The following is a 25,096-nucleotide window of genomic DNA, read 5'->3' as shown; positions in this document are numbered from 1 at the left end:
AAATGGCCGAGAAAGCCAAGACGCCCCCGCGGCACGACCCGAAGGTCATCACGGCCCTGCGCCGGTTCGCCCTCTCGATCACGGTCTTCAACATCCTCGGCTACACCGTCCTCGGCTTCGAGCAGCCCTGGACCTGGCCCCTCGTCGCCCTGGCGACCGCCTACACCACAGAGATCGTCCTGGAGCTGATCGGCGCCAAGGTCGAGGGCCGCGCCCCGCGCTTCAGCGGCAACGGCCCGCGCGGCCTGGTGGAGTTCCTCTACCCGGCGCACATCAGCGGCATCGCGATGAACATGCTGATCTACGTCAACGACCAGATCCTGGTGATGATGTTCGGCGTCGTCGTCGCCGTCGGCACCAAGTGGGTCATCCGGGCCCCCGTCCGCGGCCGGCTGCGCCACGTGATGAACCCCTCCAACTTCGGCATCGCCGTCATCCTGCTGCTGTTCCCCTGGGCCAGCATCGCGCCGCCGTACCACTTCAGTGAGAACGTCACCAACCCGATCGACTGGATCATCCCCTGCGTGATCATCTTCTTCGGCACCATGCTGAACGCCAAGCTGACCAACCGCATGTGGCTGATCGGCGCCTGGGTGATCGGCTTCGCCCTGCAGGCCGTCGTGCGCAGCGTCATCCTCGACGACGTCGCCCTCCTCGGCGGCCTGGCCATGATGACCGGCGTGGCGTTCGTCCTGTTCACCAACTACATGATCACCGACCCGGGCACCACGCCGTCCAAGCCGCTGTCGCAGGTCGCCTTCGGCGGCGGCGTCGCCCTGGTGTACGGCCTGCTGACCGGTATGAGCATCCCCTACGGCATCTTCTTCGCCACCGCCACGGTCTGCCTGATCCGCGGCGCCTTCCTGTGGTCCCTGCACATCGTCGCCAAGGCCCGCGAGCGGGACGCCGCCCAGGTCAGCGCGGCGGCCGAGCAGGCCCTCGCCCCGGCCCGGAAAGAGGTCGCGAAGGTATGACCAGGCTCGCCATCGTCGGCATGGCATGCCGCTACCCGGATGCCACCTCGCCGCGGGAGCTGTGGGAGAACGCCGTCGCCGGCCGGCGGGCCTTCCGCCGGCTGCCCGACGTGCGGATGCGGCTCGACGACTACTGGGATCCCGACCCCTCGGCCCCCGACCGCTTCTACGCCCGCACCGCCGCGGTCATCGAGGGCTACGAGTTCGACCGGCTCGCCTACCGCGTCGCCGGCAGCACCTACCGCTCCACCGACCTGACCCACTGGCTCGCCCTCGACACGGCCGGCCGGGCGCTGGCCGACGCCGGCTTCCCCGACGCCGAGGGCCTGCCCCGCGAACGCACCGGCGTGGTGGTGGGCAACACCCTCACCGGCGAGTTCACCCGGGCCAACGTGCTGCGGCTGCGCTGGCCGTACGTGCGCCGGACCCTCGCCGCGGCGCTGAAGGAGCAGGGCTGGGACGACGAGCGGCTGGAGGCGTTCCTCGCCGACTACGAGGCCGCCTACAAGAGCCCGTTCCCGCCCATCGACGAGGACACCCTCGCCGGTGGCCTGTCCAACACCATCGCCGGGCGGATCTGCAACCACTTCGACCTCAACGGCGGCGGCTACACCGTGGACGGCGCCTGCTCGTCGTCGCTGCTGTCGGTGGTGACCGCCGGCAAGGCGCTGGCCGACGGCGACATCGACGTCGCCGTCGCCGGCGGGGTGGACCTGTCCATCGACCCGTTCGAGATCGTCGGGTTCGCCAAGACCGGGGCGCTGGCCAAGAACGACTTCCGCCTCTACGACCGCCACTCCAACGGCTTCTGGCCGGGCGAGGGCTGCGGCATGGTCGTCCTGATGCGCGAGAGCGACGCTCTGGCCGCCGGGCACCGGATCTACGCCACCGTCGCCGGCTGGGGCATCTCCTCCGACGGCCGGGGCGGCATGACCCGGCCGGAGGTCAGCGGCTACCAGCTCGCCCTGCGCCGCGCCTACGAGCGGGCCGGGTTCGGCATCGAGACCGTCGCGCTGTTCGAGGGTCACGGCACCGGCACCGCCCTCGGCGACGCGACGGAGCTGAAGGCGCTGTCCGGCGCCCGGGCCGCCGCCGACCCCTCGGCGCCGCCCGCCGCGGTCGGCTCGATCAAGGGCATGATCGGCCACGCCAAGGCCGCGGCCGGCGTGGCCGGCCTGATCAAGGCCGTGATGGCGGTGCACGGGCAGGTGCTGCCCCCCACCGTCGGCTGCGTCGACCCGCACCCGGTGCTGGCCGAGGAGGGCGCGGCCCTGCGCGTACTGCGCAAGGCCGAGCCCTGGCCGGACGGCGCCCCGCTGCGGGCCGGCGTCACCGCCATGGGTTTCGGCGGCATCAACACCCACGTGGTGCTGGAGAACGCCGCCCCCCGGCGGCGCTCCCCGCTGCCGGGCCGCACCCGCGCCCTGGCCGCCTCGCTGCAGGACGCCGAGCTGCTGCTGGCCGACGCGGCCTCGCCGCAGGCGCTGCGCGAGCGGCTCACCGAGCTGGCGGACTTCGCGCCGAAGGTGTCCTACGCCCAGCTCGCCGACCTGGCCGCGACGCTCCAGCGGGAGCTGCGCGACCTGCCGTACCGGGCCGCGGTGGTCGTCACCTCGCCGGAGGACGCCGAGCGGCAGCTCCAGCGCCTGATCAACGCGCTGGAGGCGGGCGAGACCACCATGCTCGCCCCGGACGGCCGCGCCTTCCTCGGCCGGGCCGGCGGCCCGGCCCGGGTCGGCTACCTCTTCCCCGGCCAGGGGTCGGGCCGCGGCACCAGCGGCGGCGCGCTGCGCCGTCGCTTCGCCGAGGTCGAGGAGATCTACCTGCGGGCCGCGCTGCCCACGGGCGGCGACACGGTGGCAACCGCCGTCGCCCAGCCGCGCATCGTCACCGGCTCGATGGCCGGCCTGCGTACCCTCGCCCTGCTGGGCGTGGAGGCCGACGTCGCGCTCGGCCACAGCCTGGGCGAGCTGTCGGCCCTGCACTGGGCCGGCGCGATGGACGAGGACACCCTGCTGCGCGTGGCGACCGTGCGGGGGCAGGCCATGACCGAGCACAGCGCCTCGGGCACCATGGCCGGCGTCCGCGCCACCCCCGGAACGGTGACCGGCCTGATCGGTGACCTGCCCGTCGTCATCGCCGGCTACAACGGGCCCGGCCAGACCGTCGTCGCCGGGCCCGTCGACGCGGTCGAGACGGTCGGGCGCCGGGCCGCCGAGGCCGGTCTGACCTGGACCCGGCTGCGGGTGTCGCACGCCTTCCACTCGCCACTGGTCGCCCCGGCGGCCGAGGTCCTCGGCGCCCGCCTGGCCGACGAGGACTTCGGCCCGATGGACCGCCGCGTCGTCTCCACCGTCACCGGGGAGGACCTGGCGCCGGACACCGACGTCCCGGCGCTGCTGCGGCGGCAGATCACCGAGCCCGTGCGGTTCACCCAGGCCGTACGGCAGGCCGCCCCCGACGTCGACCTGTTCGTCGAGGTCGGCCCGGGACGGGTGCTCAGCGGCCTGGCCGCGAACATCACCGACGTGCCGGTGGTCGCGCTGGACACCGACGACGAGTCGCTGACCTCGCTGCTGCGCGTGGCCGGCGCCGCCTACGTCACCGGTGTGCCCCTCGCCCACGAGGAGCTGTTCCACGGCCGCCTCGTCCGGCCCCTGGAGGTGGGCGCGGAGTTCTCCTTCTTCGCCAGCCCCACCGAGCAGGCGCCGCAGATCGGGATCGGCGCGGCCCACCGCGTCGCGGACCCGGCGACGGCGCCGGCATCCGCGGAGCGGACCGCCGGATCCGGGCAGCACGGGCAGCACGGGCAGAACGGTCAGAACGGGGCCGGGCAGAACGGCGAGTCGACCATCGACCTGCTGCGCCGCCTGGCCGCCGAGCGCGCCGAGCTGCCGCTGGAGATGGTCACCGAGGACAGTCGTCCGCTGGACGAGCTGCACCTCAGCTCGGTCACGGTGATGCACATCATCGACCAGGCCACCCAGCGGATGGGCGTGCCCGCCGCGCAGGCCCCGACGAACCTCGCCACCGCCAGCCTCCGGGAGTTGGGCGAGGCGCTCGACGGCCTGGCCAAGGCCCCCCAGGCGCAGCCCGCGAAGATCGTGGCCGGCGCCGCGGCGTGGGCCCGGCCGTTCGCACTCGACCTGGACGAGATGCCGCTGCCGGAGCGGCCCGCGGTGCGCGAGAGCGGCAGGTGGCGGCTGTTCGCCGGCGCCGGCTCCCCGATCGCCGAACCGCTGCGCCAGGCCCTCGAGAACGGGAGAGTCGGATCCGGTGTCCTGGTGTGCCTACCGCCGGAGTGCCGGCGGGAAGACCTGGAGCAGGCGCTGCTCGGCGCCAAGGCGGCCGTCGCCGGCCCCGCGGGCACCCGGTTCGTGCTGGTGCAGCACGGCCGGGGCGCGGCCGGCCTGGCCAAGACGCTCCAGCTGGAGACCCCCCAGCTCCGCGTCACCATCGTGCACGTACCGGCGGCCGCCGAGGCCGTCGGCTGGGTGGTAGACGAGGTCGCGGCCACCACCGGCTACGCCGAGGCGTACTACGACGCCGCGGGCGTGCGGCGGGTGCCCACCATGCGCGCCCTTCCGGTACGGCCGGCCCGCACCGAGCAGCCGCTCGGCTCCGGGGACGTCCTGCTGGTCACCGGCGGCGGCAAGGGCATCACCGCCGAGTGCGCCCTGGCGGTCGCCGCCGACAGCGGCGCCAGGCTGGCCGTGCTCGGCCGGTCCGACCCGGCCGGGGACGCCGAACTGACCGCCAACCTCCGCCGGATGGCCGAGGCCGGGGTGACCGTCCACTACGCCCGGGCCGACGTCACCGACGCCGAGCAGGTCCGCCGCGCCGTCGCCGAGGTCCAGGCGGCGCTCGGGCCGGTCACCGCCGTGCTGCACGGCGCCGGCCGCAACGAGCCCGCCGCGCTGACCAGCCTCGACATGGCGGCCTTCGCCCGCACCTTCGCCCCCAAGGTGGACGGCCTGCGCAACGTGCTCGACGCCGTCGACGCCGCCGGGCTGCGCCTGCTCGTCACCTTCGGCAGCATCATCGGCCGCGCCGGGCTGCACGGCGAGGCCCACTACGCCACCGCCAACGAGTGGCTGGCCGAGCTCACCAGGGAGGTGGCCGACAAGCACCCCCGCTGCCGCGCCGTCTGCATGGAGTGGTCGGTCTGGTCCGACGTCGGCATGGGCGAGCGGCTGTCGGTGGTGGAGGGGCTGGCCCGCCAGGGCATCAGCCCGATCACCCCGCAGCAGGGCGTGCAGATCATGCGCCGCCTGGTCGCCGACCCCGACGTCCCGCCCGTCGTGGTGATCAGCGGCCGCACCGAGGGCATCGACACCGTCCGCTACGACCTGCCGCCGCTGCCGCTGCTGCGCTTCGTCGGCAAGCCGCTGATCCACTACCACGACGTCGAGCTCGTCACCGACGTCGAGGTCAACCCCGGCACCGACCTCTACCTCGCCGACCACCTCCTCGACGGCAACCTGCTGTTCCCGGCGGTGATCGGCATGGAGGCCATGGCCCAGGTCGCCCACGCCGCCACCGGGCGGCAGGGCGCGCCGGTCATCGAGCACGCCGAGTTCCTGCGGCCGATCATCGTGCCGCCGGACGGCAGCACCACGCTCCGGATCGCCGCGACCGTCACAGACGACGACACCGTCGCGGTGACGATCCGCAGCGCCGAGACCGGCTTCGACGTGGACCACTTCCGTGCCCGGCTCGCCTACACCGCCGAACCCGCGCCGCAGGGCCCGCCCGGACAGGTCGCCGACGGCCTGCCCGCGGTGCCGCTGGACCCGGAGGCGGAGATGTACGGCGACGTGCTGTTCCAGGGGCGGCGCTTCCACCGGCTGCGCCGCTACCACCGGGCCGCGGCCCGCCACGTCGACGCCGACGTCGCGGCGCTGGAGCCCGGCGACTGGTTCGCCCGCTACCTCCCCGGAGACCTGCTCCTCGGGGACCCGGGCATGCGTGACGCGCTCATGCACGGCAACCAGGTCTGCGTGCCGGACGCCACGCTGCTGCCCACCGCGATCGAGCGGGTGCACGCGGGCGGCGCGGCGCTCGCCGCGGCCGGGGAGCTGCGCTACTGCGCCACCGAGCGCAGCCGCGAGGGCGACACGTACGTCTACGACATCGCGGTGCGAACCCCGGCCGGCGACGTCGTGGAGCGCTGGGACGGCCTGCGGCTGCAGGCCGTACGGAAGAAGGACGGACGCGGCCCCTGGGTGGCGCCGCTGCTCGGCTCCTACCTGGAGCGGACCGTCGAGGACCTCGTCGGCGCCCGGGTGGCGGTCGCCGTCGAGCCCTTCGCGGCCGCCACGGCCGACACAGCCGGCGGTGCCGGTGCGGCGGACGACGAGGCGGCCCGGGAGCGGGCGGCCGTGGGGCTGGGCAGGGCGCTCGGCCGCCCGGTCACGCCCGGCGAACCGGGGACCGGCGGTGAGATCGGCGGCGAGGCCGGCGGCGCGACGGTCTCCGTCGCCCACGGCCCCGGCGTGACGCTCTGCGTCGCCGCCCCCGGCACGCTCGGCTGCGACGTCACGCCGGCCGCCGGGCGGACGCCCGCGGAGTGGACGGCCCTGCTGGGCCCGCACGCCCCGCTCGCCGAACGGGTCGCCGCCGCCACCGGCGACGGCCCCGACACCGCCGCCGCGCGCGTCGCCGCGGCCGCCGCGTCCCTGACGCGGGCCGGCCTGCCCCTGGAGTCGTCCCTGACCCTGACGGGGGAGGGGAACGGCGCCTGGGCCGTCTTCGCCGCGGAGGGCGTACGCGTCGCGACGCTCGTCACGACCCTGCGGGACACCCCCGACCCCGTCGTCTTCGCGATCTGCGCCGGGGAACGGACGCCGGCCGCGAACGAGCACCCCGAAGGGCGGTCATAGGCCATGAGCAAGTACTACGAATACCTGCACACGGTCGGCTTCGAGGAGACCAACCTCGTGGGCAACGTCTACTACGTCAACTACCTGCGCTGGCAGGGACGCTGCCGGGAGATGTTCCTCAAGGAACGCGCCCCGGAGGTCCTGGCCGACCTGCAGGACGACCTGAAGCTGTTCACCCTCAAGGTCGACTGCGAGTTCTTCGCCGAGATCACCGCGTTCGACGAGCTGTCCATCAGGATGCGCCTGCTGGAGCTGGGACAGACCCAGGTGGAGTTCGGCTTCGACTACGTACGGCTCGGCAAGGGCGACGGGGAGGGCGAGATCCTCATCGCCCGCGGCAGACAGCGGGTGGCCTGCATGCGCGGACCCAACACCCGCACGGCACCAGCCAGGGTCCCCGAGCCGCTCGTCCGGGCGCTCGAACCGTATGCCAACTAGGCGCGGATCCAGGAGGTCAGCGTGAAAGTCGACCAATCTACGACGTCTTCCACGGTGGATGACGCCAAGGCGCTGCGGCGGGCGTTCGGTGCCTTCGCCACCGGTGTCACCGTGGTGACGACGGGAGGGCCCGTTCCGCACGCCATGACCGCCAACTCCTTCACCTCGGTCTCGCTCGACCCGCCGCTGGTGCTGGTCTGCATCGACCGGGGGGCGGTCATGCACCAGTGCCTCAGCATGACGGGGTTCTTCGGGGTCTCGGTGCTGGGGGCCCGCCAGGAGAAGGAGGCGCGGCACTTCGCCAACCGTTACCGGCCGATGGGCATGGCGCAGTTCGAGCCCGTCGAGTGGCTGCCCGGCGAGCTGACCGGCGTGCCGCTCATCGCCGGCACGGTCGCCCGCTTCGAGTGCGAGCTGTGGCGCTCCTACGACGGCGGCGATCACACGATCTTCATCGGGAAGGTCCTGGGCATGGAGCAGCAGGCCGACGGTGACGGCCTGCTGGTCTACCGGGGCCAGTTCCGGGAGGTCGCCTCCTACTGGCGGGAGGTCCCGGCGTGAGCCTGATCGGGGAGCGCACCCGGCCCGCCGCCCCCGCGGCACGGCGGGGTACGCGCACGGGCGGCACCGGCGCGGTGCCGCCCGGCCCCCCGCTCAGCGCCACACCGGGCCTGTTCGCCAAGCTCGTGACCGACCGCATCGGGCTGTTCACCGACGCCACCGCCCGGTACGGCGACGCGGTACGGCTGTCCATCGGCCCGAAGTCGATCTACCTGTTCAACCATCCCGACCACGCCAAGCACGTCCTGGCCGACAACAGCGGCAACTACCACAAGGGCATCGGCCTGGCCGAGGCCCGCCGGGTCATCGGCGACGGGCTGCTGACCAGCGAGGGCGAGCTGTGGCGTGCGCAGCGCCGCACCATCCAGCCGATGTTCCAGAACAAGCGGATCGCCCGCCAGGACGAGGCCGTCGCCCAGGAGGCGGCCCGCCTGGTCGCGCGGCTGCGGGCCCACGCGGGCGGACCGCCGGTGGACATCGCCGAGGAGATGACCGGACTGACCCTCGGCGTGCTGGGCCGTACCCTGCTCGACGCCGACCTCGGCGCCTTCGGCTCGATCGGGCACTCCTTCGAGGCGGTCCAGGACCAGGCCATGTTCGAGATGGTGTCGCTGAGCATGGTGCCGCTGTGGCTGCCGCTCCCCGGTCACCTGCGGTTCCGCCGGGCCCGCCGGGAGCTGTACCGGGTGGCCGACCACCTCCTCGCCTCCCACCTCCGGCGCGCCGGGGACGGCGACGGAGGCGACGGCGACGGCCTGGTGGCGCGGCTGCTGCGCTCCGGAGTGCCGCCGTCGGGCGACCTGTGCGCCGCCCATCAGCGGCTCCGTGAGGAGCTGGTCACGCTGCTGCTGGCCGGGCACGAGACGACGGCGAGCACGCTGTCGTGGGCCTTCCATCTCATCGACCGGCACCCGGAGGTAGGGGAGCGGCTGCGCGAGGAGGCCGTCGCCGTGCTGGGCGACCGGCTGCCCCGCTACGAGGACCTGCACCGGCTGCGGTACACGGCGATGGTCGTCGAGGAGGTCATGCGCCTCTACCCGCCGGTGTGGGCCCTGACCCGCAAGGCCCTGGCGGCCGACGAGGTCGGCGGCTACCACGTGCCAGCCGGCGCCGACGTCGTGGTCAGCACCTACACCCTGCACCGGAACCCCGCCTTCTGGGACGACCCCGACCGGTTCGACCCGGAGCGGTTCGACCCGGAGAGGCCGGCCGCCCGGCCCAGGTACGCCTACATCCCGTTCGGCGCGGGGCCGCGCTTCTGCGTCGGCAACCACCTCGGGATGATGGAGGCGACGTTCGTCATCGCCATGGTCGCCCGCGAGTTGCGCCTGGCCGGCCTGCCCGGCCGCGAGGCGTTTCCGGAGGCCATGCTCTCCCTGCGGGTCCGCGGCGGACTGCCGATGACCGTCCGCGCGGTGTGACGAGCCCGTACGGCGGGCCCCCGCGAGGGGGCCCGCCACACGGGCGTTTCCGCGTGCTCACACGTGCTCCGCCGCGCCTTCGCGCACCCGCGTGCTCGGGGTGCCTTCGCGCGCCCGCGTGCTCACGCGCGATCCCCTGCGTCCTCGCGAGCTCCCGCGTGTCCCGCTGTCCCGTGTGCTTTTGCGTGCTCCGTGCCGTTCCGTGCGGGCGCGGAACGCGGCGGACGCGGAACGCGACGGTCCCCGGGCGGTGTCTCCACCACCCGGGGGCCGCCGTGCTCCGCTCCGGTCAGTACCTGCCGCCGCCGGTCAGCGCGTCCGCCGGGCGTGCCGGGCACACCGCGAGCGCCGGCCGGTCCGGCTCCTCCTCCTCGGCCGGGCGGCCCGTCCTCGCCGGGTCCGACGCCGACAGCAGGTCGCGCAGCGCCAGCAGCACCGGCGGGTCGAGCGGCCGCATCGGCCGCAGTTCGACGTCGGCGAGCTGGGGCCCGGCGTCCGGTCCCACGGTGACCGGCCGGCGCGCCAGGCAGAGCGCGTCGCCGTCACCGGGCCGGTGCCGGACGGCGTCCTCGTATCCGGGGGCGACGGACTGCGCGATCAGGTGCCAGCGGCCCTCGGGAACGTTCTCCAGCACGTACGGTCCCGGGCCGTCGAGCAGCGTGTAGCAGACGGGGCGGCCCTCCAGGATCCGGTCGGGGAACAGGCCCGCGAAGATCGGCCGGTCCTTCAGCGGGGAGGTGACCGTCCCGCGGACCGTCACGGCCGGGCCCGGCGCGACCCGGGCGCGGCCGTCGTCGAGGGACTGCGCGGTCACGCTCTTCAGCAGCCGGTACCGGCTCGGGGACAGGCCCACGCTGCTGGTGAACCGGGAGCTGAAGGTGCCGACGCTGGAGTAGCCCACCTGGTGGCTGATGTTGGTGATGCTCAGGGAGGTCGAGGCGAGCAGCCGCTTGGCCTCGCCCAGCCGTACGGCGGACAGGAAGCGTCCCGGGGACAGTCCGGTCACCCGCTGGAAGACGCGGGAGAAGTGGAACTTGCTGAACATCGCGGTCCGTGCCATGTCGTCGACGGTGATCTGATCGCCGAGGTTCTCGTGCATACTCTCGATCACCCGTAGAACGGCTCGCTCGATTACGTCATCCATTGCTCCTCCTGGGGTCCGGAGGCTTTCTGGTGGACAGGCCCGGACGAACGGGCCTTCGAAATAGGCCGGAATCCATCCAGGCTCGGCGGCGTCCGGACGGCGCTGTCGAGCGCTTTCTCCGGAGTGGCCTGGGATCTATTTCCTGCGTCCTTTTTCTTCGTCGACCTGTACACGCGGTGGGGGTCGTCCGGCGCTGCATCGCGACGCCGATTAATTCGCCCCGATACGCGGGCGATATATCCGTGACGACGTGTGAGCGGAGCGTGTCCGGGGTTCCCCCGGGCAGGTCACGGGTGCCTTGCCGATATCTCCACCGCCGTCTGCGGGCGGCGGAAAAAGACCGCCGGAGCGGCTTTCTTCTTCCGCGGCTGCGCCCCGTCCGGGCGCCTTTCCCCTAGCGTCCCCCCGCGTTCCTTCGCGCTTCTATCGCGCTTCTATCGCGACCGGCCCCGCGGGCCGGGCGGATCTGGGAAGGGGCGGCGGGCCGTGCGGTCCGGTGGCCGCCCGGTGGTGCGGGCGGCCCGGGGGCGGCCCGCCGGCGACCCTTCGTCGCCGGTCTGCGAGCTGGTCACCTGGCGAGCGTATGCCTGCTTCGCGGGGCGAAGAACGGGTTCGCCGGTTTTCTGGGGTCGGGGTGCCCTGGGTAAGGGCAGGTCAGAGGGCTCTAGGGGTTGTTGACCAGGAAATGTGCGCCAATTGTGAGGAGGTCGGACAAGAAGCGCCGAAACAACCTTTTGTCAGATTTAAACCCTTTTAACGTCTTATATTCACTGGACGTTCTTGGAGTGTGAACAATGGCCGGGACACGCGACGACGAGTTCGCGCACTTCGTCGAGGCGACCAGGCCCGCCCTGCGGCGCGCCGCGTTCCAGCTCTCCGACGACTGGTACGAGGCAGACGATCTCGTCCAGCGCACCCTGATGGCCCTCCACCGGCACTGGGAACGGCTGGACCACCACGAGAAGATCAACGCGTACGCGCGGACGGTCATGACACGGCTGCTCATCAGCGACCGCAGGTCGCACCGGTGGTCCCGGGAGGTGCTCGACGACTCGCTCCCCGAGTCCGCCCCCGCCACCGACCCCTACGCCACCCTGGGCGACCGCCTGATGCTCATGGACGCCCTCGCCGCCCTCGGCCCGCGGCAGCGGGCCGCCATCGTCCTGCGCTACTGGGAGGACCGCAGCGTCGAGGAGACCGCCCGCGCGATGGGCAGCGGCTGCTCGACCGTGCGCAGCCAGACCGTCCGCGGCCTGGCCGCGCTCCGCTCGGTCCTCCAGGCGGAGGGCGACGGCAACGTGGAAGATGCGCCGGACGAGGCGTTGTCCGGACCATGTGGAGAACCCGAGCTCAACTAGATGCGAGGAACGCGTATGCGCCCGCCAGCTCAGAACGAACCCCAGGACGACAGGACCATGACGCTTGAGGCGTTCGCGGACACGATCATCCCCGGTGAGAAGCGCTGGCCCGGGGATCGGGCCGTCGCGGGCGCGGCGCCGGGCGGCGGCGCGGTGGCCGCCGGCGCCATCGAGCTGCTGGAATGGGACGCGACCGGCATATCCGGCGGCCTCGGTGACTTCGCCCGGGCGCTGAACGAGCACGCCCTGGCCTACGCCGCCCAGCACGGGATCGTGCTGGAGGAGGACGTGCCGCCGTTCGTGGCCCTGGACCACGCCGGCCGTACCGCGCTGGTGGCGCTGCTCACCGCCCCCGGCCACCCCGAGAAGGACCTGTGGGTCAGCCTCGCCCTGTTCAGCAACATGGCCTACGACTCCGCCGCCCACCTGAACACCGCCGACGCCCTCGCCGCCGGTCACCCCGGGCTGACCGCGATGGGCGTCACCCGGCCCGACGCCGACGGCCTGTGGCGGTTCCCCGCCTACTCCTACGGCCGCCCCCTGGCCGACCTGCACCCGGACACGACCCCCTCAGGGAGCCCCGCATGAGCAGCCCGGAACGCACCGACGTCCTGGTGGTGGGAAGCGGCTTCGGCGGCTCGATCACCGCCTACCACCTCGCGGCCGGCGGCGCGAAGGTCGTCATCCTCGAACGCGGCCCCTGGCTGAAGAGCGACGACTTCGAACACGACTTCAAGCTCGGCTCGTCCTACACCCGCGCCTTCGACTTCGTCGTGGGCGACGGCATGAGCGTGCTCGGCGGCAACTGCGTGGGCGGCGGCAGCGTCGTCTACTTCGCCGCCATGCCCCGCGCGCCGCGCTTCGTCTTCGAGCGCCGCGGCAGCATCAACCGCCGCATGTGGCCCGCCGCCGTCAGCCGCGACACCCTCGACCCCTGGTACGACCGGGTCGCCGAGTCCATCCCGATCACCCACCAGGGCTGGGAGGACGCCACGTACGCCGGGGGGCTGTGGGCCGCCGCCTGCCGTCACGCCGGCCGTACGGCCAACCCCGTCCCGGCCGCCGTGGACCGGGAGAAGTGCGTCAACTGCAACTGGATGATGGCCGGCTGCCGCTTCGACGCCAAGCAGTCGCTGCTGCTCAACTACCTGCCCGCGGCCCTCGCCCACGGGGCCGAGATCCGCCCGCTGCACGAGGTGCAGCGGATCGAGCGGACCGACGACGGCGGCTACCGCGTCCACTACAGCGTCGTCGACGACGAGGACTACCGGGTCACCGCCGGCGACGGCGCGATCGACGCCAAGATCGTCATCCTGGCCGCCGGGGCCGGCGCCACCCCGGTCATCCTGCAGCGCAGCGAGGCCGGCCTCGGCCCGATGCCGCACGCCGTGGGCCGCTACTTCTCCGGCAACGGCGAGAGGCTCAACACGGCCGTCCTCAACGAGGACCGGGTGCGCGAGGTGCTCGGCCTGGACCGCGGCGACGGCCTGGCCTACGCCGCCAACCAGATCGGCAAGGGGCCGACCGTGGCCAACTGGGACCGGCTGGACGGTTCGCTGCCCGAGTACACCCGCTACTCCCTCGAACAGCTCTACTTCCCGCCCGGCCTCGGCACCATCCTCGCCCAGGCGCCCGGCGCGAACCCCGGATGGTTCGGCGTCGGGAAGAAGGAGATGCTGAAGCGCTGGCAGTCGTGGCTGATCATCTTCCAGATGATCGAGGACGACAACGAGGGCGTGTTCGGCCCGCCGCCGGCCCGCGGCAACGCCGACCGCCTGTCGCAGCAGATGCTCGGCATCGGCCGGCTCAGCTACAAGCCGACCGCCAACACGCTGCGCGCCTGGGAGATGGCCGACGCCGACGTCAAGGACATCCTGGAGCGCGACGGGCTCGCCACGGTGACGCCGTGGACCAACGACCTCGTCGGCGCCTACACCGTCCACCCGCTGGCCTCCTGCCGCATCGGCGACGACCCGCACACCTCGGCCCTGGACGACCGGCACGAGCTGCGCGGCCACCCCGGCATCTTCGTCACCGACGGCTCGGCCGTGCCCGGCGCGCTGACCGTCAACCCCGCGATGACCATCGCCGCCCTGGCCGAGCGCGCCGTGCCCGGCATCGTCCAGGCGGCGCGGGAGCGCGGCGTCGAGGTCACCTACGGCGCGCCCGCCCCGGACGGGTCCGCCTCCGGCCGTCGCGGCGTCACCACGCTGGTCCCGGAACTCATGCGGCGGTGACCGCGCCGGCGACCGCACAGGCGGCGAAGCCGGTGGGGGCGTCCGTGACGAGATCGACGACAGGACCGGCGGGGACGCCGGCGGCGGGGGAGAGGAGACGACGATGGGCGGGACGCTCGCGCGGCTGATGCGGCCGGGAACACTGATCCAGGTCCGGCACGTCTCCCCGGTGCGGCCACGCGCCGCCCGCGGCCTCGTCGCCCGGGTCTACCGGCAGCTCGAAGGCGACTTCGGCCTGCTCGCCCCGCCGGTGATCCTGCACTCGCCCTCACCGGAGGCGCTGGCCGGCTGCTGGACGATGCTGCGCGAGGCGCTCCTGGCCGCCGGGCGGACCCGCCGGGCGGAGCGGGAGGCGGTCGCCGCCGCGGTGTCGGCGGCCAACGCCTGCCCGTACTGCACGGGCGTCCACACCGAGACGCTGCGCGGCCTGGTCCCGCCGGCCCGCGCGGCCGGGACCGCCGGCGGCCCGGTCCCGCCGGAGATCACCGGGTGGGCGCGGGCGACCGCGACCCGCGAGACGGCCCGGCGGCACGCGGCCCCGCTCCCGGCGGAGCGGACGGCGGAGCTGGCCGCGGTGGCGGTCACCTTCCACTACCTGAACCGCATGGTGAACGTGTTCCTCGACGACTCCCCGCTGCCGCCGCAGGTGCCCGGGGCCGCGCGCCGCCCCCTCTCCCGGCTGCTCGGCCTGCTCATGCTCCCGGCGGCGCGCCGGACCGCCGCGCCCGGCGCCTCACCCGGCCTGCTCCCCGCCGCGCCGCTCCCGGACCCGCCGTACGGCACGGACCTGGCGGGCGGCACGGACCCGGCGGGCGGCCGGCCGTACGGCGGGCCGGGGGACGGCGCGACCGCGGAGGACGGACCGGACGGCGTGGCGGCGGCGTGGGCGGCCGGCGTGCCGCACTTCGCCGACGCCTTCGCCCGCGCGTCCGCCGCCGCCGGCGCCTACGGCCGGCGTTCGGTGCCCCACCGGGTGCGGGAACTGGTCGCCGCCGAGCTGGCCGCCTGGGACGGCGGGCCGATGGGCCTCAGCCGGGCGTGGGCGACGGTCGCGGCGGATCGGCTGCCGGCCGCCGAGCGTCCCGCGGGCCGCCTGGCCCTGCTCACCGCGCTCGCCTCCCACCAGGTGGACCGGGCGGCCGTCGAGGAGTTCCGGGCCACCGGGGCGGGCGACCGGGAGCTGGTCGAGCTGACCTCGTGGGCCGCCCTGGCCGCGGCGCGCCGGGTGGCCTCCTGGATACCCGTGCCACCCGCCTCCGCCGCGGCCCCCGCTCCCGCCGGTCATCCGGTCCCCGCCCCCGGCGAGGACCCCGTCCGGCAGGCTCCGGCGTGACCGGCCGCACCACCCCACGACATCCGATGCGCCACCCGACGGAAACGACAACGAGGAGGACGGACGCGTGACCGACCTGGAGATCGTACTCGCGGACCTGACAGCCGACGGCGAGCAGCTCGACCGCCTGGTGGCGGGTCTGGACGCCGACCAGTGGAAGCTGCCCACCCCCGCCCCCGGCTGGACGGTGGCCGACCAGATCGCCCACCTGGCCTTCATCTTCCGGCTGGCCGGCACCGCCGCCTCCGACGCGGAGGCGTTCAAGGCCATGACCGCCAAGGCCCAGGAGAACTTCGACGGCGCGGTGAACGCCGCGCTGAAGGACTACGAGAACGACACCCCCGAGGTGCTGCTGGCCCGCTGGCGGGCCGAGCGCGAGGCCGTGGTGCCCGCCCTGGCCGCCGTCCCCGCCGGGCAGGTCGTGCCCTGGCTGGTCAACCCGCTGCCGCCCATCGTGCTGGCCTGCGCCGGCATCATGGAGCAGTTCGCCCACGGCCAGGACATCGCCGACGCCCTCGGCGTGGAGCTGGAGCGGACCGACAGCCTGCGCCACCTGGTGGTGTTCGCCGTCCTCACCCGCGACTTCGGCTACCTCGCCCGGGGCCTGACGCCGCCGGCCGCCGAGTTCCGCTTCGAGATCACCGGCCCCTCCGGCGAGCTGTGGGCCTACGGCCCCGAGGACGCCGAGCAGCGGGTCAGCGGCCCGGCGACCGACTTCTGCCTGCTGGCCACCCGGCGCCGGCACCGCGACGACCTCGCGGTCACCGCCGTCGGCGACGAGGCCGACCGCTGGCTGGACATCGCCCAGTGCTACCGGGGCCCGGCCGGCGCCGGCCGTACCCCGGGCCAGTTCGCCCCCGCCCTGCGTTAGGTTCCGTTCTGTGGATCATTGAACGCTGAACGCGGCCCGCGCATGGGTCTTGCGGTCCGCGCGCGGCCCGCGCGCGGACCGTGTCCTCCGGGCTCCTGCCCCGGAACTTCCCGCCCCCTGGTGTCGACGCCCCAGGGAGACGCCTCTTCTCACCGCGCCGGAAGGGGATCGGGGCGTCACCGCGTCGGGCTCATCGCCTCGACCGCCGTGACCAGGGGAGCCAGTTCGGGGTTCTTGGCGGCTTCGTCGAGCGCCTCTCTGAGCGCGGTGTCGTTGGTCGGCCGGGCCTCCCGCAGGAGCTTCAGGCCCGCGTCGCTGACGTCGGTGTAGATGCCGCGGCGGTCGGTCGGGCACAGGTAGCGCGAGAGCAGGCCGCGGTCCTCCAGACGGGTGACCAGGCGGGTGGTGGCGCTCTGGCTGAGCGCCACCGCGTCGGCGACCTGCTTCATCTGCAGGTGCCCGCCCTCGCCGTCGTGCTGGCGGCTGAGCACGCTGAGCAGCGAGTACTCCCGCACGCTCAGGGCGTGCTGGGACTGCAGGGCGCGCTCGATGCGCGCCTCGATCCTGCCGTACAGGAGGTAGAGGGCCGCCCATCCGTTGGCGAGGGCGGTCAGCGCGGGATCCGTGGCGGTCATGGGCCCGGGTCTCCTTCCGGATGCGACTGGAGTCGAGGATAAGCCCTTCCTGAAAATACCGGCCGACGCCCTCATGAGGCTTCTGCAAGCAGAACCGGCCGGTCCGGGGCCGGGCGGGGCCTGACCCACCACCACCGAAAACCTCACACCGGCACCGGACGAGGACGAGGCCGTCGGCCTGTTCACCGGGATCTACCGCGGCGGCCTCGACGCCCTGCGCAAGACCCTCGCGATCTGACGCCGGGGCCGCCCCGCCGAGGCGCCGGACCGTACTAGAGGTAGAGGCCGACGGCCTCCGGCGCCTCCGGCGGGCCGGCCACGCCGTCGCGCAGGGCGAACAGCTCGGCCAGTGTGGCGCCCGAGGCGTGGACGCCTTCGGCGGTGCCGAGCCAGGCGGCCGCCTCGTCGTGGGGCAGGGCCCCCACCTCGATCTGGGCGAGGCAGCGGCCGGGGCGGACCACGGCGGGGTGGAGGCGGGCCAGATCCTCGTTGGTGGTGATGGCCACCAGCACGTCACGTCCCTGGCCGAGGAGGCCGTCGGTCAGGTTGAGCAGCCGCGACAGCCCCTGCCCGGTCGCCTCCTTGGCGCCGGACCTGATCAGCTCGTCGCAGTCCTCCAGCACCAGCAGCCGCCACTTCTCGTTCTCACCGTCCTCGTCCGAGCCGACCGCCACCTCCATCAGGTATCCGGGGGAGTTGAACAGGCGCTCGGGGTCGAGCACGCAGTCCACCTGGCACCACGACCGCCACTCGTGGGCGAGCGTCCGCAGCAGGGTGGTCTTGCCGGTGCCGGGCGGGCCGTGCAGCAGGACCAGGCGGCCGCGCACGTCGGCGGGGGTGACGGACATCAGGCGCGTCAGCGGGCCGCTCAGGGACCGGGCGTAGTTGCCGCTGATCCGCTCCCAGGGGGAGGCGGTGATCGGCTTGCTGGAGCGGCGGCCGCCGTGGGAGCCCTGCCACCAGAAGCCCATCTCGACGTGGTCGCTCCCGGGGACGGGCTCCGCCGCGTCCTTTGTGACCTCCTCCAGCACCGAGCGGGCCAGCTCCTCGTCGACCGCGGTCACGCTGATCGTGGCGGCCCGGTTGCGGTACCGGACCACGCGCAGCGTCCAGCCCTCCCCGCACACCAGTCGCGAGTCGCGGCCGTCCTCCTCCGACGCCACCCTGACCAAGGTCCCGGTGGCCGGCATCAGCGGCGCCCCGGGACGGACACGCTCCAGGGAGGCGGTGCGCGACCAGGGCTGGGCGCCGGTGGCGAAGGGCGACAGCGCGAGCGCGTCGATCACGTCGATCGCCGAGTCGCCGTCGTCCAGCCATACGTTCATCGGCAGTTCGGCCGGGCGCGGCTCCGGCCGGAAGGGGACCTCCTTGAGTACGGACATGACGGCAATGATCCCTTCTGCCGCCGCGGAGTTCGACGGGTTTTACCGGAGCCCCGGCGACGCCGCCGGGTCCTCGGGGCGCCGGCCGGCGGCGCTCGGCTCGGTACGGCGGCGGCGGGTGCGGGTCACCTCGACCGGATCGATGTCGGCGGCCCACCGCCCGGCGAGCGCCAGCGTCGGCTCGCGGCCGTCGGCGACGTGGCGCAGCGCGCAGGCGGCCGCCCGGTCGGCGTCGCCGCCGGCGATCGCGGTGTAGAGCTCCTCGTGCTCGGTGCACTGCCTGGCGGGGTCGCGCTCGGAGGTCAGCAGGAACAACCGGCGCAACTGGGCGTCGAGGGGGCGCATCAATGTGCCGAGCAGGGCGTTCCCGGCGGCCTCGACGATCTCCGCGTGGAACTCGGCGTTGGCCGTCACGATGCCCCGGCGGTCGCCCCGCCGTACGGCGTCGCGGGCCCGGTCGAGGCAGCCGCGCAGCCGCGCGAGGTCGTCCGCCCCGGCCCGCCCGGCTGCCAGGCGCGCGGCCAGTACCTCCAGGCTCTCGCGCACGTCGAACAGGTCGCGCACGTCGGCGGGGGTGAGCGGGCTGACCAGGGCGCCCCGGTTGGGGACGATGACCACCAGGCCCTCGGCGGCCAGCAGGTGCAGCGCCTCGCGGAGCGGGATGCGGGAGACGTCGAGCTCGGCGGCGAGGTCGCGCTCCACCAGCCGCTCGCCCGGCCGCAGCTCCACCTCGACGATGCGCCGCTTGAGCGTCTCGTAGGCCCGGTCGCGCAACGCGCTCAACTTCCGCTCCTTCCTGCCTGCGTCGGAGCCAGCCTATTGCCCCCGCTATTGGTATACCGTTAATCTCGCGATGTCACCGTGGGAGAGAAGGACAGAGAAGAGCATGAGCGAGCTGCTGCTGCGCGACGCCCGGATCCAGGGCCATGAGGGCCCCGCCGACCTGCTGATCCGCGACGGCCGGATCGCCGCGCTGCTCACGCCCGGCGCAGGCGGGCCGGACGGCTTCGCGGGCGAGGTCGAGGACCTGAACGGCCGGCTCGTGCTGCCCGGCCTCGTCGACGGTCACGCGCACCTGGACAAGACGCTGTGGGGCGGCCCCTGGGTGCCGCACAACTCGGGCCCCGGCCTGATGGGCAAGATCCGCAACGGCCAGGAGCGGCGGCCCGAGCTCGGCATCCCCAACGCCGACCACATCACCGCCCTGCTCGAGAACATGATCGTCTGCGGTACCACGCACGTCCGGTCGCACGTCGACGTCGACCCGCTGGTGGGCCTGGACTCCGTCGAGGCGGTCCGCGAGGCCGTCGGGCGCCTCGACGGCCGGATCTCCGCCGAGCTCGTCGCCTTCCCGCAGGCGGGCATGCTGATCAGTCCCGGCACGGAGACGCTGCTGGAGGAGGCGCTGAAGGCGGGGGTCGAGATGATCGGCGGGCTCGACCCCGCCGGAGTGGACCGCGACCCCGTCAGGCACCTGGATGCGATCTTCGGCCTGGCCGGGCGGTACGGCGCGGGCGTGGACATCCACCTGCACGACGGCGGCACGCTCGGCACCTGGCAGTTCGAGCTCATCATCGAGCGGACCCGCGCCCTGGGACTGGGCGGCAAGGTCACCATCAGCCACGGCTTCGCGCTCGGCGACGCCGACCCGGCCACCCGCGACCGGCTGATCGAGGGCCTGTCCGAGGCCGGGATCGCCCTGGCCACCATCGCCCCGGCCAGGGGGGTGCTGCCGCTGCGGGCCCTGACCGAGGCCGGCGTCCCGGTGGCGCTGGGCAACGACGGCGTCCGCGACCTGTGGAGCCCGTTCGGTGACGGGGACATGCTGGAGCGCGCCTTCTTCCAGGCCAGGGGCACCGGCGCGCGCGACGAGGACATCGAGCTGGCCCTGGACGCCGCCACCCGCGGCGCCGCCCGCGCCCTGGGCCTCGAAGCCCACGGCCCGGCCGTGGGCGACCACGCCGACCTGGTGGTGGTGGACGCCCGCAACGCGGCCGAGGCGGTGTGCGTGCGCCCGCGCCGGTCCCTCGTCGTCAAGGCCGGCCGGATCGTCGCCCGCGACGGCCGCCTCACCTGACGGCCCCCGGCGCCGCGGGGCGCGGACGGCCTGGCTGGAGACCTCGAACGTCAACGTCACCGCCGTTCGCGCGTACCGGCGGACGGGGTTCGCCCTTTGCGGCCTCGACGCCGCCTTCTACCGGAGCACGGCGAGCGAGGGTGAGATCGCGCTGTTCACGAGCAGGGCGCTCGACGCCGGATAGCGGGCCGGCGGCCGGCCGCCACGGCGGACCGCCGCGCTCGCCCAGCGCCGGCACCCCCCGCCGGCAGCGCTTCGGAACACGGGTCGTCGTCGGAGGCGCGCGGCCGGGAATGGGATCGGCCGATGCCCGGCAGCGCCAGCGGTCCGGAAGCCGCAGGGCGCCTCGGACAGAGGGATCTGTCCCCTTCGTCACCCCGGTAGCCCTTGTGCTGAGGCTGCGATGGCCGCTTCGCACAAGTGGGTTCTCACCAGGGGATTTGACCTCAACAGCGGTTGAGCTGGTGAGGTCTTCGCTGTCTGCTGCGGGCTCAGAGAAAGCGAACGAACATGGCGAACGGCACAGACGGAACGGCCACAGAGGCCGCCCCGCACTCCGGCCTGGCGGATCGGCATTCTCGATTGACGCTTCCGGTGGTCCTGGTCGCCGTCGTCCTGGTGGCGATGTCCATCTCGGGGACGGCGGTGGCGCTCCCCAGCATCGGCCGTGATCTCGATACCTCCGGGTCGCCGTTGAACTGGGTCGTCGCCGGTTACAACCTGGCCTTCGCGGCCATGACGCTCATCGCGGGCTCGACCGCCGACCGGATCGGGCGGCGACGGGTCTTCGTCGTCTCGGCGTCCGTCTTCTCGGCTGGATTTCTCGGGACGGCGCTGAGCCCGGTGATCGTGGCCACTGACATCTTTCGCATCGTCTCCGGCGTCGGAGGTGCCGGGATCATGGCGGCGGGCGGTGCCATCCTGGCCTCCACTTATGAGGGCGCCGCCCGCAATCGCGCCTTCGCCCTGATGGGAACCATGGCCGGGGTCGGCATCGCGATCGGCCCCACCTTGTCGGGGTTGCTGATCGGCGCCACTGGATGGCGGGGAGGCTTCGCGATCTTCACCGTGATCGGCCTGCTGGTCGCCCTGGGTGGGACCCGTGCCTGCGAATCCCGCGCGACCGGCTCTGAGCGGACCGACTGGGCGGGCAGTGTCCTGTTCGTCGCCGCGCTGACGCTGTTGATGTTCGCGCTGCTGGAGGCGCCCGCGCTCGGCTGGGCGCATCCGGTCATCCCGGTGACCGGCATCGCAGGTCTGGCCGTCCTGGTCGTGTTCGGCGTCGTCCAGCGGCGCAGCGCCGCTCCGGTGCTGGCACCCGCCCTGATCGCCAACCGCGGTTTCCTGGGATGGAGCCTGGCGACCCTGACCACCTCCATCGGGTTCCTGGGCGTCCTGGTCTTCCTGCCCACTTATCTGCAGGCGGCGGCAGGCATGTCTCCCGCGGCCGCCGGGGTCACGATGCTGCTGCTGACCGCTCCCGTGCTGGTCATGCCCATGGCCGCGGTGGCGCTGGTGAACAAGGGCGTTCCGGCCCGTCCGCTGATCACGATCGCGCTGCTGCTGGTCACGGCCGGGAACCTGTGGCTGGTGACCCTGAACGCCGAGGACGCGGTCATGGTCGTGGCGGCGCCGCTCGTGCTGATCGGCATCGGCATGGGAGCGTCCTTCGGCATCACCGACGGCCAGGCCATGGCGCTGGTCGACCCCGACGCCGTCGGTATGGCGGCCGGTTTCCTCAACGCCCTGCGGGGAGCGGCCGAGGCCCTCGTGATCGCCGCGTACAGCGCCTCTCTCGTCGGTCTCCTGTCGGCCAAGCTCGACGATGCGACCCGCGCCGCCGAGATCGGCGCCGGGCGCCTCACCGACGGAGCGGAGGCCGTGGAACTGGACGCCTTCACCTGGTCCTGGCAGCTGACCCAGCTTGGTGTCGGCTTGCTCTGTCTCGTCCTGTCGATCATCATGACCGTCTTGATCTACGGCCGCGCCGCGGCGTCCCGCCGGACCACCTGACCGCCGGCGCCCCGGACATGGCAAGGAGCGAGGTAATGCACGTCAGTCCAGACGACCATCTCACGATCGGTGAGGTCGTCCGCCGGACGGGCGTGCCCGCCTCCGCCCTGCACTTCTACGAACGCAAGGGCCTGATCTTCAGCGAACGTGATGGCGCCCACCAGCGCATCTTCCCCCGGCACATGCTCCGCCGGATCTCCTTGATCATCGTGGCCAAGCGGCTCCACATCCCGCTGTCGGACGTCGCCGAGGTCTTCGCGGGCCTCCCCACCGACCGCGCCCCCACCCACAAGGACTGGCAGCGAGTCTCCCGACGCTGGAAGAAGCAGCTGGAGGAACGCCGCCGCGTCATCGAAAGCCTCGAACAGGAGCTCACCGGCTGCATCGGCTGCGGCTGCCTGTCGATGAAGGCATGCCTGCTCCTCAACCCCGACGACACCCTCGGCGGCCGCGGCCCCGGCCCGGTACGCCTCCAGCGGCCCAGCCAGAGTTCGAGAACACGACCATCGTGGCATGACGATCCAGAAACGTGACTCCACGGGACTCGGGGCATACCGGAGCCTGCACGGAACCCGGCGCGGCTCACCCCCTCCCGACGCCGGGACCAGATCGCCGGCCGCCATCTCGCAGGTGCCGTCATCTCGCAGGTGCCGTCATCGCGTCTCACCCGGCCCGGTCAGGACCCGGGGACCGGCGACCCCGCCTCCCGCCGCAGGGCGGCGACCTCCTCGCCGAGGGCGTCGACGGCCGCGGTGAGCTGGGCGTCCGACAGGTACGGCGCCGGCCCGAGCCGCAGGTACTCCCCGCGGCTGTCGGTCAGGACGCCCCGCTCCGCCAGCCCGGCCTGCAGCCGCCCGGCGTACGGCGACCGCAGCGACAGGAACCCGCCGAAGTCGCCGGGGGAGCCGTCGCGGTCGCGGGTGACGAGGTCCTCCGGGGCGTCCAGAGCGTCGAACCGGGCGGTCAGCAGGCCCCGCTGTCGCAGCGAGATCCGGCGCAGCACGGACGGGGTCAGCCCCTGGTCGGCGAAGAAGCCGAACACGCGGGCGGCGCGGTAGTGGCTCGTCGGGTCGTAGGTGGACCCCGCGAACCGGGCGGCCCCGGCGGGGTAGCCGACGGTGCCCTCCCGGTGGTCGGCCGCCAGCTCGGCGAACTCGGCGTACCAGCCGGTGATCACCGGTCGCAGCCCGGCGGCGTGCGGCGGGATGCGCAGGAAGCAGTTGCCCTCGCCGAGCTGGAGATACTTGTAGCCGCCGCCGACGACCCACGCCGTGTCGATCCCGTCCATGCAGAACGGCACGACGCCCAGGGCGTGGTAGGCGTCCACCAGCAGCTCGGCGCCGCGCCGCTCGCAGGCGGCGGCCAGCTCGCCGAGGCCGGGGACGATCCGGGCGGTCTCGAACAGCACCGCCGACACCAGCACGGCGGCCGTGCGGTCGTCGACGGCCTCGGCCATCCGGGTCGCCAGCGTGCCGGCGGGCTCGGCCGGGACCCGGACGACCTCCACCCCTTCCTCGGCCAGGCGGCCGAGCTGGCGTCGCAGCGTGTGGAACTCCCCGTCGGAGGTGACCAGCCGGGGCCGGGCCCGCAGATCCAGCGCCGACAGGAAGCGCAGCACCAGCTCGTGGGTGTTGCCGCCGAGGGCCAGCTCGGCCGAGGGGCCGCCGAGGAACCGCCGGAACCCCGCCCGCACCTCGTCGGCCTTGGCCATCGCCCGGCCCCACTTGGCGTCCACGTCGCGGGCGGCGTCCTCGAACGCCTCCACCTGGCCGGCCATCGCCACGTCGGGCCACGCCTGGTGCGAGTGGCCGGTCAGCAGCATCCGCTCCGCCACCCGGAACATCGAGTAGTGCGGCGCGAGCAGCGCCGACCGGTCACCGTCCGGCACGGACGGGCCGTCCGGGGCGTCCGGGGCGGGAAGGTCTGCGCCGTCCGGGCGTCCGGGTCGGCCCTGCGGGTTCTCACGATGGTTCAAAGCAGGCTCCTGACCGCCCACAGGTCCGGGAAGACCGGGGCGAACACGTCTCCGCGGGGATCGGGGGCGTCGTCGCCGGCCGCCCGTTCCACGATCATGGCATGCCGGTAACGCCACTCCTGGAAGCCCTCGTCGAGGTCCACCAGCCGCTCGCAGATCTGGGCCGCCGCGCCGTCGTCGCGGTGGACCCGTACCAGGACGTCCTGGAGGCCGGGCGACGGCGCGACCGGCGCCGACACGTCCCGGTACAGCAGGTCGCACGGGACAGGATAGCCATGTGCCGCCAGGTAGCCCAGGAGGGAGTCGAAGACCGACGGCCGGTACGTCGCCGCCTCCGCCTCCACCCGCCCGCCGCCGTCCGCGGGGCCGTCCGCCGGATACGGCCCCGCGGACGGCGGGCGGCGGTCGCGCCGTCCCAGCACCGCCTCGGCCTCGCGGAACCCCGCCGGGTCGAAGGACCCCGGCCCGGCCGTCTCACCGCCGTCCAGCTCCCACGCGGCCAGCGGCTCGACGACCTCCAGCTGGGCGACCAGCGCCCGCAGGATCCGCAGCGACCGGTCCACGGCGCGCAGCGCCCCGGGGCCGTCGCCGCGGTCGAGCCCGCGCTGCAGCGCGTCGAGCTCCCGCAGGAGCTGCCCGAACCACAGGCCCTGCGCCCGGAGGGCGACGGTGAGCAGCGTCTCGCCGGACCCGCCGGGGCGCCCCCCGAGCGGCGGCGTCAGGATCTCGTCCAGCGCCAGGTAGGAGGGGTACGCCGTCTCCTGCGACTGGTCAACGATCATGTTCATCCTCCCG

19 protein-coding genes are annotated in these 25,096 nt (G+C 73.7%); 13 read left to right on the top strand and 6 right to left on the bottom strand.

Annotated elements, in window-relative coordinates; genetic code table 11:
• Positions 1–2 precede the first annotated feature (2 nt).
• From HDA43_RS01710 to HDA43_RS01690, 5 genes are read left to right on the top strand one after another with little or no spacing between them, the layout of a single operon-like run.
• The gene (locus HDA43_RS01710; protein WP_179817975.1) at positions 3–974 is read left to right on the top strand and encodes an enediyne biosynthesis protein; all 972 of its coding nucleotides are present in this window, start codon (positions 3–5) and stop codon (positions 972–974) included.
• A complete protein-coding gene (locus HDA43_RS01705) occupies positions 971–6,856 on the top strand; it encodes a type I polyketide synthase (RefSeq protein ID WP_179817974.1) in 5,886 nt (1,961 codons plus the stop codon). Before HDA43_RS01710 ends, HDA43_RS01705 begins: the two co-directional genes overlap by 4 nt.
• A gap of 3 nt (positions 6,857–6,859) precedes the next feature.
• Positions 6,860–7,294, top strand: coding sequence for an acyl-CoA thioesterase (locus HDA43_RS01700; RefSeq protein WP_179817973.1), 435 nt, complete (start codon positions 6,860–6,862; stop codon positions 7,292–7,294).
• Between the two features lie 21 nt (positions 7,295–7,315).
• Positions 7,316–7,855 carry a flavin reductase family protein gene (locus HDA43_RS01695; RefSeq protein WP_179817972.1) on the top strand — a complete coding sequence of 180 codons (540 nt, stop codon included), beginning with the start codon at positions 7,316–7,318 and terminating at the stop codon, positions 7,853–7,855.
• Positions 7,852–9,276: a cytochrome P450 gene (locus HDA43_RS01690; protein WP_312872892.1), complete on the top strand. Its 1,425-nt coding sequence runs from the start codon at positions 7,852–7,854 to the stop codon at positions 9,274–9,276. The genes HDA43_RS01695 and HDA43_RS01690 overlap by 4 nt, the downstream gene beginning before the upstream one ends.
• Positions 9,277–9,565: 289 nt before the next feature.
• Here HDA43_RS01690 and HDA43_RS01685 read toward each other — a convergent pair whose 3' ends face one another.
• On the bottom strand, positions 9,566–10,420 hold the full coding sequence (locus tag HDA43_RS01685; protein WP_179817971.1) for a helix-turn-helix domain-containing protein: 855 nt from the start codon (positions 10,418–10,420) through the stop codon (positions 9,566–9,568).
• 794 nt (positions 10,421–11,214) lie between these two features.
• On the opposite strand from HDA43_RS01685, the gene HDA43_RS01680 reads away from it, so the two are divergent.
• The 5 genes from HDA43_RS01680 to HDA43_RS01660 all read left to right on the top strand — a co-directional run bounded on the left by HDA43_RS01680 (position 11,215) and on the right by HDA43_RS01660 (position 16,219).
• A complete protein-coding gene (locus tag HDA43_RS01680) occupies positions 11,215–11,778 on the top strand; it encodes a SigE family RNA polymerase sigma factor (protein WP_179817970.1) in 564 nt (187 codons plus the stop codon).
• Positions 11,779–11,793: 15 nt separating this feature from the next.
• Positions 11,794–12,366, top strand: coding sequence for a DUF5987 family protein (locus HDA43_RS01675; protein ID WP_179817969.1), 573 nt, complete (start codon positions 11,794–11,796; stop codon positions 12,364–12,366).
• The gene (locus HDA43_RS01670; RefSeq protein WP_179817968.1) at positions 12,363–14,015 is read left to right on the top strand and encodes an FAD-dependent oxidoreductase; all 1,653 of its coding nucleotides are present in this window, start codon (positions 12,363–12,365) and stop codon (positions 14,013–14,015) included. The genes HDA43_RS01675 and HDA43_RS01670 overlap by 4 nt, the downstream gene beginning before the upstream one ends.
• 103 nt (positions 14,016–14,118) lie before the next feature.
• Positions 14,119–15,348 carry a carboxymuconolactone decarboxylase family protein gene (locus HDA43_RS35700; RefSeq protein WP_179817967.1) on the top strand — a complete coding sequence of 410 codons (1,230 nt, stop codon included), beginning with the start codon at positions 14,119–14,121 and terminating at the stop codon, positions 15,346–15,348.
• A 67-nt stretch (positions 15,349–15,415) separates the two neighbouring features.
• Positions 15,416–16,219, top strand: coding sequence for a TIGR03084 family metal-binding protein (locus tag HDA43_RS01660; RefSeq protein ID WP_179817966.1), 804 nt, complete (start codon positions 15,416–15,418; stop codon positions 16,217–16,219).
• A 176-nt stretch (positions 16,220–16,395) separates the two neighbouring features.
• Here HDA43_RS01660 and HDA43_RS01655 read toward each other — a convergent pair whose 3' ends face one another.
• The 3 genes from HDA43_RS01655 to HDA43_RS01645 all read right to left on the bottom strand — a co-directional run bounded on the left by HDA43_RS01655 (position 16,396) and on the right by HDA43_RS01645 (position 19,019).
• A complete protein-coding gene (locus HDA43_RS01655) occupies positions 16,396–16,854 on the bottom strand; it encodes a MarR family winged helix-turn-helix transcriptional regulator (RefSeq protein WP_179817965.1) in 459 nt (152 codons plus the stop codon).
• Between the two features lie 272 nt (positions 16,855–17,126).
• Positions 17,127–18,236, bottom strand: coding sequence for a DUF5925 domain-containing protein (locus HDA43_RS01650; RefSeq protein ID WP_179817964.1), 1,110 nt, complete (start codon positions 18,234–18,236; stop codon positions 17,127–17,129).
• A 42-nt stretch (positions 18,237–18,278) separates the two neighbouring features.
• Positions 18,279–19,019: a GntR family transcriptional regulator gene (locus HDA43_RS01645; RefSeq protein WP_179817963.1), complete on the bottom strand. Its 741-nt coding sequence runs from the start codon at positions 19,017–19,019 to the stop codon at positions 18,279–18,281.
• A gap of 103 nt (positions 19,020–19,122) precedes the next feature.
• Between HDA43_RS01645 and HDA43_RS01640 the strand changes: the two genes are divergently transcribed.
• The 3 genes from HDA43_RS01640 to soxR all read left to right on the top strand — a co-directional run bounded on the left by HDA43_RS01640 (position 19,123) and on the right by soxR (position 22,859).
• Positions 19,123–20,313 carry an amidohydrolase gene (locus tag HDA43_RS01640; protein ID WP_179817962.1) on the top strand — a complete coding sequence of 397 codons (1,191 nt, stop codon included), beginning with the start codon at positions 19,123–19,125 and terminating at the stop codon, positions 20,311–20,313.
• Between the two features lie 582 nt (positions 20,314–20,895).
• Positions 20,896–22,326, top strand: a complete 1,431-nt coding sequence (locus HDA43_RS01635) for an MFS transporter (RefSeq protein WP_179817961.1) — start codon at positions 20,896–20,898, stop codon at positions 22,324–22,326.
• A gap of 35 nt (positions 22,327–22,361) precedes the next feature.
• Positions 22,362–22,859: a redox-sensitive transcriptional activator SoxR gene (soxR, locus tag HDA43_RS01630; RefSeq protein ID WP_179817960.1), complete on the top strand. Its 498-nt coding sequence runs from the start codon at positions 22,362–22,364 to the stop codon at positions 22,857–22,859.
• A gap of 143 nt (positions 22,860–23,002) precedes the next feature.
• On the opposite strand, the gene HDA43_RS01625 is transcribed toward soxR, so the two are convergent.
• A complete protein-coding gene (locus tag HDA43_RS01625) occupies positions 23,003–24,301 on the bottom strand; it encodes an aminotransferase class V-fold PLP-dependent enzyme (protein WP_246423883.1) in 1,299 nt (432 codons plus the stop codon).
• The gene (locus HDA43_RS01620; RefSeq protein ID WP_179817959.1) at positions 24,298–25,089 is read right to left on the bottom strand and encodes a tryptophan 2,3-dioxygenase; all 792 of its coding nucleotides are present in this window, start codon (positions 25,087–25,089) and stop codon (positions 24,298–24,300) included. Before HDA43_RS01620 ends, HDA43_RS01625 begins: the two co-directional genes overlap by 4 nt.
• Positions 25,090–25,096: the final 7 nt, after the last annotated feature.

The organism is Streptosporangium sandarakinum, assembly GCF_013409935.1.
Lineage (GTDB): Bacteria > Actinomycetota > Actinomycetes > Streptosporangiales > Streptosporangiaceae > Streptosporangium > Streptosporangium nondiastaticum.
This window is presented reverse-complemented; position numbering and strand designations above follow the sequence as displayed.